Source organism: Sphingomonas mali NBRC 15500 (assembly GCF_001598415.1).
GTDB lineage: Bacteria > Pseudomonadota > Alphaproteobacteria > Sphingomonadales > Sphingomonadaceae > Sphingomonas > Sphingomonas mali.
Genome location: NZ_BCYX01000004.1, coordinates 222,058 through 235,681, shown reverse-complemented (window position 1 = coordinate 235,681; position 13,624 = coordinate 222,058). Strand labels below are relative to the sequence as shown.

11 protein-coding genes are annotated in these 13,624 nt (G+C 65.7%); 2 read left to right on the top strand and 9 right to left on the bottom strand.

Annotated elements, in window-relative coordinates:
- Positions 1 to 72 precede the first annotated feature (72 nt).
- Positions 73 to 981, top strand: coding sequence for an SDR family NAD(P)-dependent oxidoreductase (locus SMA01S_RS05995; RefSeq protein WP_066819312.1), 909 nt, complete (start codon positions 73 to 75; stop codon positions 979 to 981).
- 15 nt (positions 982 to 996) lie between these two features.
- Here SMA01S_RS05995 and SMA01S_RS05990 read toward each other — a convergent pair whose 3' ends face one another.
- The 3 genes from SMA01S_RS05990 to SMA01S_RS05980 are packed head-to-tail and all read right to left on the bottom strand — an operon-like array spanning position 997 to position 3,831.
- Positions 997 to 1,977, bottom strand: coding sequence for an NADPH:quinone oxidoreductase family protein (locus tag SMA01S_RS05990; RefSeq protein WP_369405659.1), 981 nt, complete (start codon positions 1,975 to 1,977; stop codon positions 997 to 999).
- Positions 1,978 to 1,985: 8 nt separating this feature from the next.
- Positions 1,986 to 3,053: a phosphotransferase family protein gene (locus tag SMA01S_RS05985; RefSeq protein WP_066819208.1), complete on the bottom strand. Its 1,068-nt coding sequence runs from the start codon at positions 3,051 to 3,053 to the stop codon at positions 1,986 to 1,988.
- 7 nt (positions 3,054 to 3,060) lie between these two features.
- Positions 3,061 to 3,831, bottom strand: coding sequence for an SDR family NAD(P)-dependent oxidoreductase (locus SMA01S_RS05980; protein ID WP_066819205.1), 771 nt, complete (start codon positions 3,829 to 3,831; stop codon positions 3,061 to 3,063).
- Positions 3,832 to 4,075: 244 nt separating this feature from the next.
- Between SMA01S_RS05980 and SMA01S_RS05975 the strand changes: the two genes are divergently transcribed.
- A complete protein-coding gene (locus tag SMA01S_RS05975; RefSeq protein WP_066819202.1) occupies positions 4,076 to 5,305 on the top strand; it encodes an acyl-CoA dehydrogenase family protein in 1,230 nt (409 codons plus the stop codon).
- Between the two features lie 32 nt (positions 5,306 to 5,337).
- Here SMA01S_RS05975 and SMA01S_RS05970 read toward each other — a convergent pair whose 3' ends face one another.
- The 6 genes from SMA01S_RS05970 to SMA01S_RS05945 all read right to left on the bottom strand — a co-directional run bounded on the left by SMA01S_RS05970 (position 5,338) and on the right by SMA01S_RS05945 (position 13,618).
- Entirely contained in the window at positions 5,338 to 6,645 is a 1,308-nt protein-coding gene (locus SMA01S_RS05970) for an epoxide hydrolase family protein (protein ID WP_245649171.1), read from the bottom strand.
- 168 nt (positions 6,646 to 6,813) lie between these two features.
- Positions 6,814 to 8,583 carry a chloride channel protein gene (locus SMA01S_RS05965; protein ID WP_066819191.1) on the bottom strand — a complete coding sequence of 590 codons (1,770 nt, stop codon included), beginning with the start codon at positions 8,581 to 8,583 and terminating at the stop codon, positions 6,814 to 6,816.
- Between the two features lie 95 nt (positions 8,584 to 8,678).
- Positions 8,679 to 10,184 (bottom strand): SulP family inorganic anion transporter, encoded by a 1,506-nt coding sequence (locus tag SMA01S_RS05960; RefSeq protein WP_066819188.1) that lies wholly within the window; start codon positions 10,182 to 10,184, stop codon positions 8,679 to 8,681.
- Positions 10,185 to 10,223: 39 nt separating this feature from the next.
- Positions 10,224 to 11,183, bottom strand: a complete 960-nt coding sequence (locus SMA01S_RS05955) for a formylglycine-generating enzyme family protein (protein WP_066819185.1) — start codon at positions 11,181 to 11,183, stop codon at positions 10,224 to 10,226.
- Positions 11,184 to 11,195: 12 nt separating this feature from the next.
- The gene (locus SMA01S_RS05950) at positions 11,196 to 12,563 is read right to left on the bottom strand and encodes an arylsulfatase (protein ID WP_066819182.1); all 1,368 of its coding nucleotides are present in this window, start codon (positions 12,561 to 12,563) and stop codon (positions 11,196 to 11,198) included.
- A gap of 308 nt (positions 12,564 to 12,871) precedes the next feature.
- Positions 12,872 to 13,618 carry a GntR family transcriptional regulator gene (locus SMA01S_RS05945; protein ID WP_066819180.1) on the bottom strand — a complete coding sequence of 249 codons (747 nt, stop codon included), beginning with the start codon at positions 13,616 to 13,618 and terminating at the stop codon, positions 12,872 to 12,874.
- Positions 13,619 to 13,624: the final 6 nt, after the last annotated feature.

Below are 13,624 nucleotides of genomic sequence, written 5' to 3'. Positions count from 1 at the left end.
CGCGGCCGGGGGGACGCGCCCGCCGTTTTCATGGCAGCGGCGCGTACCGCTGCGACAGCACAGGATATCGGCATGAACATCTCGCTTGAAGGAAAGGTCGCCATCGTGACCGGGGCCGGTGGAGGGCTCGGCCGATCCCATGCGCTCGCCCTGGCGGCACGCGGCGCGCGTGTCCTGGTCAATGATTTTGGCGGCCGGCGCGATGGCCGCGAGCCGTCGAACGCGGTGGCCCAGCGTGTTGCCGACGAGATCGCGGCATTGGGCGGCGATGCGATCGCCAGCGGCGCCGACGTCTCGAGCGTCGACCAGGTTGCCGAGATGGTCGATCTCGCGATCGCGCGCTGGGGGCGCGTCGATATCCTGGTCAACAATGCGGGCATCCTGCGCGACCGGACGTTCGCCAAGGCCGAGCTCGACGACTTCCGCACCGTGCTCGAGGTGCATCTCATGGGCTCGGTCCATTGCACAAAAGCGGTCTGGGAGCCGATGCGGCAGCAGGGTTACGGGCGCATCGTGTTCACCTCGTCCTCGTCCGGGCTTTACGGCAATTTCGGTCAATCGAGCTACGCCGCCGCCAAGATGGCGCTGGTCGGCCTAATGAACACGCTTAGGCTTGAGGGCGAGAAACACGGGATCCGGGTGAACTGCTTGTCGCCCTCGGCGTCGACACGGATGACCGACGACATCATGGAAAGCGAGCAACTCGCCTTGCTCGGACCCGAGCGGGTGTCGCCCGCCGTTGTCGCGCTCTGCGCCGAAGGGGCGCCGAACGGCATGATCCTATGCGCGGGCGGCGGCAGTTTTGAACGCGCCTATGTGACGCTCACCCGCGGGATCCGGTTGGGCGATGGAGAGTGCGCCGAACAGATACTCGCCCAGCTCGACCGCATCTCAGATCGCACCGGCGAAATGATCCCGGACCATGGCCCCGATCAGGCCTCTTGGGAAATGGGCCGCACGCCTGCCACGCTCGTGGCCTGACGCGCGGTCCGCGCGTCAATCGGGAAGCGCGATCACCACCTTGCCGACCAGGCGCCGGTCGCTCATCATGGCAAAGGCCTCGCGCCATTGTTCCAGCGGAACGACGGCGTGCACGAGCGGATTGATCCGGCCGGCGCCCGCCAGCGCCCAGATGGCGTCGCGATTCGCCGCGCCCAGCGCGGGGAAGCGCCGGCCATATTCGCCAGCCCTGACGCCGATCACCGAGAAACCCTTGATGAGCGGGATGTTCATGGCGAGCGAGGGGATTCGCCCCGACGCGAAGCCGACCACCAGCAGTTTGCCGCCGAACGCGACGCAACGAACGCTCTCGTCGAAGATCGCGCCGCCCACCGGATCGAACACGATATCGGCACCGCCGCCGCTCAGCGCGCGGACCGCCTCGCGAAACGGCTGCGACGTGTCGAGCGTCGCGAAGGGCGCATAGACCTCGGCGATGCGCGCGAGCTTGTCGGGCGACCCCGAGGCGGCGATGACCCTTGCCCCGAGGGTCGTGCCGAGATCGACCGCAGCGGTTCCCACGCCGCCGCTGGCGCCGTGGACGAGGAGGGTCTGGCCGGCGGCGATCGCCGCCAGGCGGACGAGCGCCACATAGGCCGTGAGATAGGTTGTGCCGATCGCCGCGGCCTGGGCATAAGAGATGCCGACAGGCTTGCGCCGAAGCGATGCGGCGTCGGCCGCGACTTCCTGGGCGAGCGCCCCGTAGCGCAGCGATCCGGCCACCGCGTCGCCACGAGTCCAGCCGGTCGCGGGATCGGCGTCCATCACGTCGCCGGCAAAGTCCATGCCCGGGACGAACGGCAACGGCGGCTTCAGCTGATATTCGCCACGGGTCATCAGGAGATCGGGAAAGTTGAGCGAGGCGGCGCGAACCCGGACGGTCACCGAGGCCGGTGCCGGTACGGGGCGCTCGACCATAGCAAGGCCGGTCCCGGAAAGGTCGCTGGTCAGCGCGCGCACCAGGAGCGCGCGCACCATTGACCCAGTCATCGCGACGCCCCGTTGGCCTGCCAGCGCTCGGCCTGGGCGCGAGCGAGCGCGGCGATCGCCGGCAGCTCGGCGGCGAGCCGTGCGGCATTTGCGGAAACCGCGTTGCCACGCAGCACCCGACCCTTGATGCCATGGACGATCGCGCCGAGCCGGAACAGGTTGTAGGCCATATAGACGTCGAGGTCGGGAATGCCCGGACGGCCGGTGCGGCGGCAATAGGCCGCGACATAGGCGTCCTCGTCCGGCAGGCCGAGCGCACGCGGATCCTTGTCCGCGATGCCGCCGCCGAATGCCGGCGGGCAGCGGTACATCATCAGCAGATAGGTGAAGTCGGCAAGCGGGTGGCCCAGCGTCGACAGCTCCCAGTCGAGCACGGCGACGACCCTGGGCTCAGTCGGGTGGAAGATCATGTTGTCGACCCGGAAGTCGCCATGCACGATCACCGTCTCGTCGTCGGCGGGGATATGGCCGGGCAACCAGTCGACGAGCCAGTCGAGGTCGGGAATGCGCCCGGCGCCGGTCTCGGCGTGATATTGCCGGGCCCAGCGCTTGACCTGGCGGGCGAAATAGCTGCCCGGGCGGCCGAAATCGGCAAGGCCCGCGGCAATCGGATCGATCGCGTGGAGCCGCGCGAGCATCGCATTCATTTGGTCGAAACAGGGCGCGCGCTGCTCCGGCGGGGCCTCGGCGAAGGTCGACTCCCGGAAGATCCGGCCCTCGACCATATCCATGATGTAGAAGGGCGAGCCGATGACGCTGTCGTCGGCGCATGCCGCATGGATGCGGGGCACGGGGAAACCTTGGCGGGCCAACGCCATCTGGACGCGGGCCTCCCGATCGACCGCATGTGCGCCGGGAGGCAGGTCGCCGGGTGGCCTGCGCCGCAGCACATAGGCCCGCGTCGAGGTGGTCAGCATGAAGGTGGGATTGGACTGGCCGCCGGCGAGCATCCGCGCCTCGAAGGGCCCGCGAAAGCCGTCGACATGCCGCTCCATCCAGGCCGTGAGCGCTGCCTCGTCGAGCAGGTCGGGCTGGAAGGAAAGGGCCGGCGGCAGCCCGCTCACCGGCCGGTCACAGCGTCTGGCCGTCGTCGACGGTGATGACGGTGCCGGTCACGGTCCGTGCCGCGTCGGAGGCCAGATAGAGCACGGTGCCGGCAAGATCGTCGGTCGCCATGAAACGACGGCGCGGATAGGCGGCGACCTGGGCCTGGCCCGCCTCCGAACTCAGCCAGTCGCGCGACATGTCCGACATCATGAAGCCGGGGCAGAGCGTGTTCACGGTGATGCCGTGACGGGCCCATTCCTTGGCGAGCGCCTTGCCCATCATCGCGATCGCGGCCTTGCTCGCGCAATAGGCGCTTCCGCCTGGCAGCGGGGTGTGGGCCGCGATCGAGGCGATGAAGATCACCCGGCCGCGTTCGTCGTCGCCGACCTTGCCGATCATCCGTCGCGCGCCGGCGCGGGCGGTAAGGAAGCTGCCTCGGACATTGACGGCCATCGCCTTGTCGAAGGTCGCGATGTCGAGATCGGTCGCGCGTCCCGGCGTGAGGATCCCGGCATTGGCGACGACCGTGTCGACGAGTCCAAGCCGGGCATTGGCCATCTCGAAAGCCGCTTCGACCGAGTCCTCGCGCTCGACATCTATTTCGACCGCAAGGGCCTCGCCACCGGCATCGCAGATTTCCGCGGCGAGCTGCTCGAGCTGCTCGTAGCGCCGTGCGGCGACGGCGACCTTCGCGCCCTGGCTCGCCAGTGCCAGTGCCAGCGAGCGCCCGACACCGCCCGAGGCGCCCGTCACCAGCGCAACCCTGCCTTTCAAGCTGGAATGTCCTGTGCCCATATGCCGCCCTCCATCGCCGGGCCCTGTCGCGTCCCGGCATCTTGTGGGGAGGTCGTAGGCTCGCGGCCGGTGGATCGGTCATGATGATTTTTGAGCCCTTCCATCGGGCGCGGCCATAGACGGTGGGACAGTGTGACCCATGACCAAAGGGTTATGCGCCCGGGCGCGGATTCATAATTGTGCGCGAGCGACCTCCTCGTAACCCTCGCTTCCGATACCGACGGTCTGCAAGGGAAGAATGTCCATGGATTTCACGCATGGCGAGAAGGTCGACGCGCTGATCGGGCGCCTGCGTACGTTCATGCTCGAGCATATCTATCCGCTCGAACGGGCGCATGACGACTGGCATGCCGATCCGGCCAATCGCTGGCGGTCCTGGCCGCCGCTTGAAGGCCTGAAGGCGCTGGCGCGCGAGCAGGGGCTGTGGAATCTCTTCCTGCCGCGCGATTACGGCCGGTTCAGCGCCGGCCTCAGCAACCTCGAATATGCGCCTCTCGCCGAACAGATGGGCCGTGTCGGCTGGGCATCGGAAGTGTTCAACTGCTCGCCGCCCGACACCGGGAATATGGAAGTGCTCGCGCGGTACGGCACGCCCGAGCAGCAGGCGCGTTGGCTCGAGCCATTGCTGGCGGGCAATATCCGGTCCGCCTATCTCATGACCGAACCGGAGGTGGCGTCATCGGATGCGACCAACATCGCGACGACGATCATCGCGGACGGCGACGATTATGTCATCAACGGCCGTAAGTGGTGGATCACCAACATCCTCGACCCGCGTTGCGAGGTCCTGCTCGTCATGGGGCGCTCGACGCCCGACGCGCCGCGTCACCAGCAGCACTCGACCATCATCGTGCCGCGCGACACGCCGGGCGTCCGCATCGTCCGCGCGATGCCGGTGTTCGGCCGCGACCATTCGCCGGGTGGTGAATGCGAAGTAGCGCTTGAGGATGTCCGGGTGCCGCGCGCCAACATGATCCTGGGAGAGGGACGCGGGTTCGAGATCGCGCAGGGGCGCCTCGGGCCGGGCCGCATCCATCACTGCATGCGCTCGATCGGTCAGGCGCAGCGCGCGCTCGAGCTGATGGCGCGGCGCGCCGAGAGCCGGGTTGCGTTCGGCGTCAAGCTTTCCGACCAGAGCAGCGTGCGGCAGGATATCGCGCGCTCCTGGTGCGAGGTCGAGCAGGCCCGGCTCCTCACGCTAAAGGCGGCGGATCAGATGGACCGGCACGGCAACCGCGCGGCACGCGATCTGATCGCGGCGATCAAGATCGTCGTACCGCGGATGGCCCAGGAAGTCGCGGACCGTGCGATCCAGGTCTATGGCGGCATGGGCGTCAGCGACGACACGCCGATCGCCCACTTCTTCACGCTCAACCGCTATCTTCGCATCGCCGACGGTCCCGACGCGGTCCACATGTCGCAGCTCGGCAAGCTCAAGGTCGCCGAATATGCGGCGTTGACCGAAGGCGTCTAGACCGAGGGGCAGGGGTCACCGCCTGTGCAGGCTCAGGCGGGCAGGCGGCGGAACATCGTCCTGATGTCCGAAATGACCGCTGGCGGGTTCTCATAATAACCGAAATGGCCGCCGGTCGGATGAGCGTTCAGGAAAACGCTGTTGAAGAAGCCGGCGCGCGGCCCCGCCTTGAACGCCGCGACGCGGTTCTCGGTCGTGACCCCCGGGGGATTCTCGCCGCCGAGGAAGGTGATGCCGGTCGGTGCCTGCACTACCGGTTTGAGGTCGTGCGACGGCTTCCAGGGATAGCGCGCGGCATCGGCATAGGCGCGCATCGATGAACCCGCCGTTCCCGTCAGCCAGTAGATCATCGCCGTGGTGATCATATGCTCGCGCGTGAAGACGCGCTCGGGATCGCCGCCGCCATCGCCCCAGGAGCGCCAGCGCTCGAGGAGCCAGGCGAGGAGCCCGACCGGGGAATCGTTCATAGCGTAAGCGAGCGACTGGGGATCGACCACCTGCACCGCGAAATGAGCAACGAACTTCATCGTCGCGGCGGGAACCGGGGTCAGCGTGTCCCAGCTGCGCGCGGTCACGTCCCAGGGGCGGGCGTTGTTGAACTGGTCGAGCAGCATCGCATGCATGAGGTGCACCCCGATGAGGCTGTCGGCATATTTGTGCCCGAGCTGCGAGGAGACGAGTGCTCCCCAGTCGCCGCCGCTTGCCGCATAGCGCGGATAGCCCAGCCGCTCGGTCATGAGCTTGTGCCAGAGGTCGGCGGTCCGCCAGAAATTGACGCCGGCCACGGGCTCGGGCCCGGAGAACCCATAGCCAGGCAGCGACGGCACGATCACGTCGAACGCGTCGCCGGGGTCGCCGCCATGCGCCGCCGGATCAGCGAGCGGACGGATCACCTTTTCGATGTCCCAGAAGGTCCATGGCCAGCCATGCGTGATGATGATCGGAACGGGCTTCGGGCCCTTGCCGGGAACGCGGATGAAGTGGATCGGAATGCCATCGATGCGCGTCCGATAGGCCGGCAGCGCGTTGATCGCCCGCTCCGCCGCCCGCCAGTCGTAGCCGGTGCGCCAATAGTCGACCAGCCCGCGCAGGTAGCGCGCGTTGGTGCCATAGCCCCAGTCGTCGTTGCCGGGATCGTCGGGCCAGCGGGTGGCGGCCAGGCGGCGGCGCAGATCGGCGAGGTCCCGCTCCGGAATCGCGACGCGGAACGGCTCGACCGTGTCCGCCGCCAGGGGCATCGCGGCGGCGCCTGTCGAGGCAAGCGCTGGCGCCAAAGCTGCTGCGCCCTGCAGCACCGCGCGGCGACCGTAGAGCGGCGACAGGCTGGGGGTGTCCGTCAACGTGGCGCTCCTCTCTCGATCTTTCGCGTTTGAGTATCAGCGACAACGAGGGGCGGTGTCATGATCAATTCTTGTGTGGGCGATCAACCTTGCTGATATCCGGGCTCCGACATGTCGGTCTCGCGGTCGGCGAAGGGCTATCCCCAGTATAACGACACTGGCTCGACGTCAGGCGAGCGCTGTCACGCTTGCGCGCGCCTGGTCGAAGGTCTGCATATACCGTCGTCTGGCATAGGCCTCGTTCAGGAAACCGATCACCTCGCCGGCGGCATCGAGGACCGGAAGAATGTCGGCTTCGGCGTTTTCGAAGCATTGCATCGCGGTTTTCACATTCATCTCCGCTCGCAAGAAGATCGTAGCGTAGCGCGAGAGCGTGGCGACCTCCGTGGCATGCGCGCGCGCGTCGAGATCGGGCGAGAAGAGATCGGGCATCAGCAGCGTACCGATATAGCGATCCTGGCGGTCGGTCAGAAAGATGGCCGGTGTCGAGCCGAGCCTGAAACTGGCGCGACATGCGGCTACCGTGGTCGATCCGTCGCCGAGCGCGACATCGGTGCGCATCATGGCGCCGACGGACAGACTTCTGATCCAGCCGATGTCCTCGGCGCCGCGGATGCTCTCCCCACGTAGATGGAGACGCCAGGTCGAGAAGGAGTGCCCGAAAATGCTGCGCACGAACGCACTGGTGATCACGCTGACGATCAACGAGGTCGCGGTGACGGCGAAGCTGCGGGTGATCTCGAGGACTAGGAACGTCATCGTCAATGGACCGCCGACGATTGCCACGCCCAGCGCCGCCATACCGGCAAACGCGCTGGTTTGCGGATCGAGTGGGAGGCTGGTGGCAAGAGGTGTCGCGCCAACCTGAAGAGCGAACCATTTTCCCAGCAATGCACCAAGGAAGAGCGAGGCGAAAAAGAGGCCACCGCGAAAACCCGAGGCAAGTGACAGAATGCACGCCATGGCTTTCAGCACGATGATCGTGACGATGAGCGACGCCCCCATCTTCTGGCCGAGGTCGAGAATCATCGCGCCGTGTCCTGCCGCCAGGACTTGGGGCGTGACCATTGCGAGCGCGCCGACCAGCAATCCTCCGGCGAGCGGGCGGCACCAAAAGGGAAGGGCGAGCCGGTCGAGCAGATTTTCGCATCGGGCGACGGCCCTCATCATCGCGATCCCGAACAGGCCGGCGATCAGGGCGAGGATGAGAAGCGCCGGCAACTGCGCCAGCGCGTCACCATTCAGCGTGGTGGCATCGATCGAATAGGGATGACCGCCCAGGTGGCCGGCGACAAAGGAGGCCGATAGTGCCGCTGCCAGGATGGGCACTGCGCTGGCGACCGAATAGGTGCCGATGATGAGTTCGCAGGCATAGAAGGTACCGGTCAGCGGCGCATTGAAAGCCGCGCTGATCGCCGCGGCAGTGCCGCAGCCAACCATCAGCCGAAGGTCGTTGCGCCGGAGATTGAGCCGGGTTCCCAGCCAAGAGGCGAAGCCAGCGCCGATTTGCGTGTAGCCGGCCTCGAGCCCGACCGATGCGCCGGCACCGTTCGAGACGAGCGTCTGGCCGCTCACGATCAGGCTGTCGCGGAGCGACAGTTTCCCGCCGCGCAGCGCATTCGCCTCCACAGGATCCACGACCGGGGACAATTTCCATCGCTGCCGGCAATATTCCATGAGCCCAAGCAGGAGGCCGCCAACCGCGGGGCCGGCCATCGCCGCGACGGGATCGACCGCCGCGCTCGCGCTGAGCCTCACGTCGAGGGGGATGCCGTAAAGCACCGCATGGGCGGCCTGGGCAGCCAGGCTCATCGCGACCACCGCGGTTCCCGTCGCCACGCCGATCAAGAGCGCGAGCGGCAGGAGAAGAATCTCCTTGGTGCGCACGAGCGCCCTGAGCTTGGGCAGCCGCAAGGGCGTACCGGCGGGCGCGGGCACCGAAACGTCCGGCGGCGTTCGCCATGTCGATGCGCAATACCCGCCCCGGTCCTCGCCCTCTGTAACCTGGGTATTCCGCTCCCCCCCGAAGTCCATCACAGATGCCCGCTGAGCCTGAGGTGGAATTGCGAACTGCGGTGGTCGAGCCCGGCAAAAGCGACCTTGGTTCCCCGGCTGTGATATCGCGTCTTGACGGCGTCGAGTGCGGCGACGCTCGAGGCGTCCCAGATTTGCGACCGGGAGAAGTCGATCGTGACCTCCGCCGGATCCGACGCATAGGCGAAGCGGTCGACAAGCTCGTTGCTGCTGCCGAAGAAGAGCGGGCCATGGACGCAGTAACGCACGCGGCGGCCATCGGGCGAGGCAATGCGCTCGACGTCGATGACGTGCGCGACGCGCCGGGCGAACAGGATCATGGCGAGAAGCACGCCCGCGACGACCCCGAGGGCGAGATTGCCGGTCATGACCGTCACCACGACGCTCACCAACATCACGAGCGTTTCCGGAACAGGCATCCGTCGCAAGGTCGCGGGGCGAATGCTCTGCCAGTTCACGGTCTTCAGCGCGACGATCATCATGACCGCCGCGAGCGCGACCATCGGGATTTGCGCCATCAATCCGGCAAGGACGGTGACGAGAAGCAGCAGAACGACCGCTGCCGCCATGGTCGAAACCCGTGATCGTCCCCCGCCGATCTTCACGTTCACCACGGTCTGCCCGATCATCGCGCAGCCGGCCATCCCGCCATAGAAACCCGCGGCGATGTTGGCGATGCCGAGCGCCCAGGATTCGCGCCCCTTGTCGGAGCGGGTGTTCGTCAATTCGTCGACCAGTTTGGCGGTCAGCAAGGTTTCGAGCAGGCCGACGAAGGCCACGCTGAGTGCCGAGGGCCAGATGACGGCGAGCGTCGCGGCATCGAAGGGCACGAGAAGCGCGGTGGCCCCGGGTAGACCCGGAGCCATCGAGCCTGCGCCACCGACGCTCGGTACATCCAGATGCCAGAGGATTGCGACTGCGGTTACCGCGACGATCGCCACCAGAGGTGCCGGCACCGCGCCCGAGATGCGAGGAAAGGCCAGGACGATGACGATGGTCGCGGCGAAAAGCGCATAGACCGCCGGCGAGCCGCCCAGCACATGCGGCACTTGGGCCGCGAAGATGAGGATGCCCAGGGCATTAACGAAGCCGATCATTACCGAACGCGGAATGAACCGGGTCAGGCGGGCGAGCCCCGTCGCTCCGAAGAGAATCTGGATGGACCCGGCAAGCAGGACGGTAGGCAGAATGTATCCGACACCGTGGGCCTTCACCATCGGACCGATCACCAATGCGATCGATCCCGCGGCCGCGGTAACCATCGCGGGCCGCCCACCCAGCACGGACATCACGAAGCACAGCACAACGGAAGAGATCAGCGCGACCTTGGGATCGACGCCGGAGATGAAGGAAAAGGAGATCACCTCGGGGATCAGCGCGAGGGCGGTCACGACCCCTGCCAGGACTTCGGTCGTGAAGAGGCGCGGCGATTGCAGGATCACGCCGACGCTAGGGGACACGCGCGATTGCGGCGCAGGCGCGCGCGGGGGAGGAAGGGTGTTCATTATTCGATCCTTGTGCGGGACGAAGCCTTGCGGGCGGCTTCAGCAGCGCGCGATGCAGCGGAATCCGATATGTGACGTGGCTGTATCCCGCGCTTCACCCTGGCGGGCGGCGGGGCGGTAGCGCAGGCAGTAATTGGGAGCACAAAGGTGCGAGCCCCCCTTCACCACGAAACGGCGATCCGGTCGGGCAGCATCGGGCGCCTGACAACAGGATCGCTCCGTGACCTCGTCGTCGAACGGCGTGGCCGTCCATTCCCAGACGTTGCCGACGACATCGACTAGTCCATAGCCATTGGCAGGAAAGGAGCCGACGGGAGACGTGCGGTCATAGCCGTCCTCGGCCAGGTTTTCCCAAGGAAACCGGCCTTGCCAGGTGTTGGCCATGTGGCGTCCCTCGGGCTGAGGGTCGTCGCCCCAGGGATAGATCGCGCCGTCGAGGCCGCCGCGGGCTGCGAACTCCCATTCGGCTTCGCCGGGCAGCGTTTTTCCGCACCAATTGGCATAGGCCAACGCGTCTTCGTGCGCGACCTGCACGACGGGATGATCAGCAAGGGCGGCGATACCGGCCCCGTCACCAAGCGGATCGCGCCACGACGCATTTGGTACATAAGCCCACCAGGCACGCGGATCGCGCAAGCCGACCGGCCCCGGCGGCTTGCGAAAGACCGCTGCTCCCGGAACCAGCAAGGCGGGATCGGCATCCGGATAGTGTTCGGGCAAGGGTTGGCGCTCGGCCAGTGAGACATAGCCGGTCGCGGCGACGAATTGTGAGAACTCCCGGTTCGTGACCGGCGCGCGATCGATCCAGAAGTCGCCGACCATCGCTTCACGGAGCGGCCGCTCCTCGCGGTAGAAGGTCGCCGAGCCCATCTGGAACGCGCCGCCGCCGATCAGGATCATCGCGCTGCGGTCGACCTGTTCGGCGGTAGGGACCAGAGTGGCCGGCGAGCGGAGGGAAGTTGCCTTCCCTCCGCCGTCATGATTGCCAAGGCAAGACATGCGCCGTCGCCTTCACTGCGCCGGATGCGATGCCGGCACGAAATCCAGCGGCGAGCCTGGCGGGATGAGCTCTTCCCGCTTCACGCTCTCCTCGAAGTCCCGCACGACGCGATGCGCATGCTGCATCACCCACCAGCGGACATAGCGCTGGTTCACTGCTTCTCGTTCCTTGGGGTCTTCCTTGAGATGGGTGATGCGCGCGAACCCCAGCGGCAGTTCCGGATCGTGGAAATGTTGCTGGCGCTTGAAGTTGATCTTGAAGTCCTTCCATTTCACCGCGTGGAGTTCGTCCTTGAGCCACACGATGCAGGATTCGCGATTGGACACATCCTGCTCGCCGCGGAAGAAGGCCGTCTGGTCGACGCCATCGATCAAGCGGTCGGACGGGGCTTCGCAGCCGGCGAAGCTCAGCAACGTGGTGAACATGTCGGTGACATGGACCATCTCGTTGCTCTCGATTCCCGCCGGAATATGGTCGGGCCAGCGGATCATTAACGGCGTACGGATGCCGCCCTCGGCCGAGCTAAAATAGGAGCCGTCGAAGAAACCGCCGGTACCACGCCCGGCGAGATGATCCTCGGCGCCATTGTCGCCGCATATGACGACGATCGTGTTGTCGCGGACGCCGAGCTCGTCGAGCTTGTCGAGCAGGACGCCGAAGTCGTGATCGAGCATGAGGAGGCAGTCGCCCCAGTCGCCATTGGTGCTCTTCCCGACGAACTCGTCGCGCGGCAGCATCGGGAAATGCATCAGTGAATGGTTGAAATAGCAGTAGAACGGCTTGTCGTCGGCGACCGCTTTTTCCATGAACTTGAGCGCACGCTTCTGATATTCCAGGTCGCAGGTCTTCTTGGTCTCCATGCAGAGCTGTTCGTCGAGCAGCGGCCAGGCGCCTTTGCCCTTGACCCCTTCATGCATGTGCGAAAAGCCGTCGCGCTCAGGCACATAGTGGGGATCCTCGAGCCACATGCACTCGTCATAGGTGCGCAAGGGGCCATACCATTCGTCGAAGCCGTGATCCGTCGGGAACCGGCCGTCTTCGGCACCGATATGCCATTTGCCGTAGATGGCGCTGGTATAGCCGGCGTCGCCGAGGATTGATGCGATGGTGCGCTCCCAGGCGACGATGCCGCCGCCATTGCCGCCCAAGGCGATCGTGTGGTTGCCCGAACGGATCGGAAAGCGCCCGGTCATGAGCGCGGAGCGCGTTGGGGTGCACTGGGGTTCGACGACATAATGGGTGAGCTTCACCCCTTCCGTCGCGAACTGGTCCATCCGCCGCGTGTCGGCGCCGCGAAGGATGCCGCCGCCGTAGCAGCCCAATTCACCCATGCCGAGATTATCGACATGGAAGAACAGGATATTGGGTTTCTTTGACATTCGATGAGATCCCTTTCTGTTGCGTGATCCTTGGGCTGAGCTTCCCCGCCACCGCCCAAGGGGATGCCTTGGGCAGTGTCGCAAAACCGGGTTTTGCTCTTGGATTGAGTGGGGTTAGACGGCTCTCAACCCATAACGATGTAGTGACATCATTATGTCGTTACGTCAAGCCAAAACGGGCTGATCGCGGGATGCGCCCGCGCTGGAAAAAGACAATGATGTGTATGCGTGAGGCCCTTTTGAGCCGGCGCCGGTCAGAACGGGATGCGGGTCGGCGCCACAGCTTTTTGGGCGGTGGTTGGCCCGTGTCAGGCCGCGCCGGGAACGCGACGCGCGAGGCGTGTCGTGAAGCGGATATGATCACCACGGTAATAGAGCCGCTCGAAATCGACCGGCTGGTGATCGCGCGAATAGGATGTCCGCTCGATGAGGAAGACCGGACTGCCGGCGCTCACCGACAGCGCGTCTGCGATGGCCTGGTCCGCTGATATCGCCTGGAGTCGATATTCCGCCTCGATGAGCGGTGTATCGTACCGGGTCTCCAGCAGGGTGAAGATCGGCTCGACCTCAAGGTCGTGCGAGACGATCTGCCGCCCGAGCTCGTAGGGCAGGTAGGTGATGTCAAACGACAGCGGCACGCCGTCCGAGAGCCGAATCCGGCGGATGCACATCACCTCGGTGCCAATCGGACAGGCGAGTTGTTCGGCAACCGTCTCATCGGCAGCGAGGAGTTCGTGATCGAGCCATTTCGCGGAGGCTTTGCGGCCGAGTGCCGCCATATCCTCGACGAAGCCCGTAAGCCCGGTGAGTTCTTGTACGATCCGCGGGCTGGTGACGAAGGTGCCCTTGCCACGGCGGATTTCGACCAGACCCTTCTTCAGCAGATTCTGCACCGCGTTGCGCACAGTGGTCCGGCTGACGCTATATTCCTCGACGAGCTCGTCTTCAGAAGGAAGCCTGCTGTTTGGCGGAAAGTCACCGTTCTGAATGCGGGTCGTGATCTCGCTTTCGAGCTGGGCATAGAGAGGAACGGCGGAGGAATGTTCTATCGTCATGGAGAT

Bases quoted from the DNA above. Each gene is read 5' to 3' on its own strand.
- SMA01S_RS05995 (WP_066819312.1), top strand. From the start codon at position 73: ATGAACATCTCGCTTGAAGGAAAGGTCGCCATCGTGACCGGGGCCGGT.
- SMA01S_RS05990 (WP_369405659.1), bottom strand. From the start codon at position 1,977: ATGGTGCGCGCGCTCCTGGTGCGCGCGCTGACCAGCGACCTTTCCGGG.
- SMA01S_RS05980 (WP_066819205.1), bottom strand. From the start codon at position 3,831: ATGGGCACAGGACATTCCAGCTTGAAAGGCAGGGTTGCGCTGGTGACG.
- SMA01S_RS05975 (WP_066819202.1), top strand. From the start codon at position 4,076: ATGGATTTCACGCATGGCGAGAAGGTCGACGCGCTGATCGGGCGCCTG.
- SMA01S_RS05960 (WP_066819188.1), bottom strand. From the start codon at position 10,184: ATGAACACCCTTCCTCCCCCGCGCGCGCCTGCGCCGCAATCGCGCGTG.
- SMA01S_RS05955 (WP_066819185.1), bottom strand. From the start codon at position 11,183: ATGTCTTGCCTTGGCAATCATGACGGCGGAGGGAAGGCAACTTCCCTC.
- SMA01S_RS05950 (WP_066819182.1), bottom strand. From the start codon at position 12,563: ATGTCAAAGAAACCCAATATCCTGTTCTTCCATGTCGATAATCTCGGC.
- SMA01S_RS05945 (WP_066819180.1), bottom strand. From the start codon at position 13,618: ATGACGATAGAACATTCCTCCGCCGTTCCTCTCTATGCCCAGCTCGAA.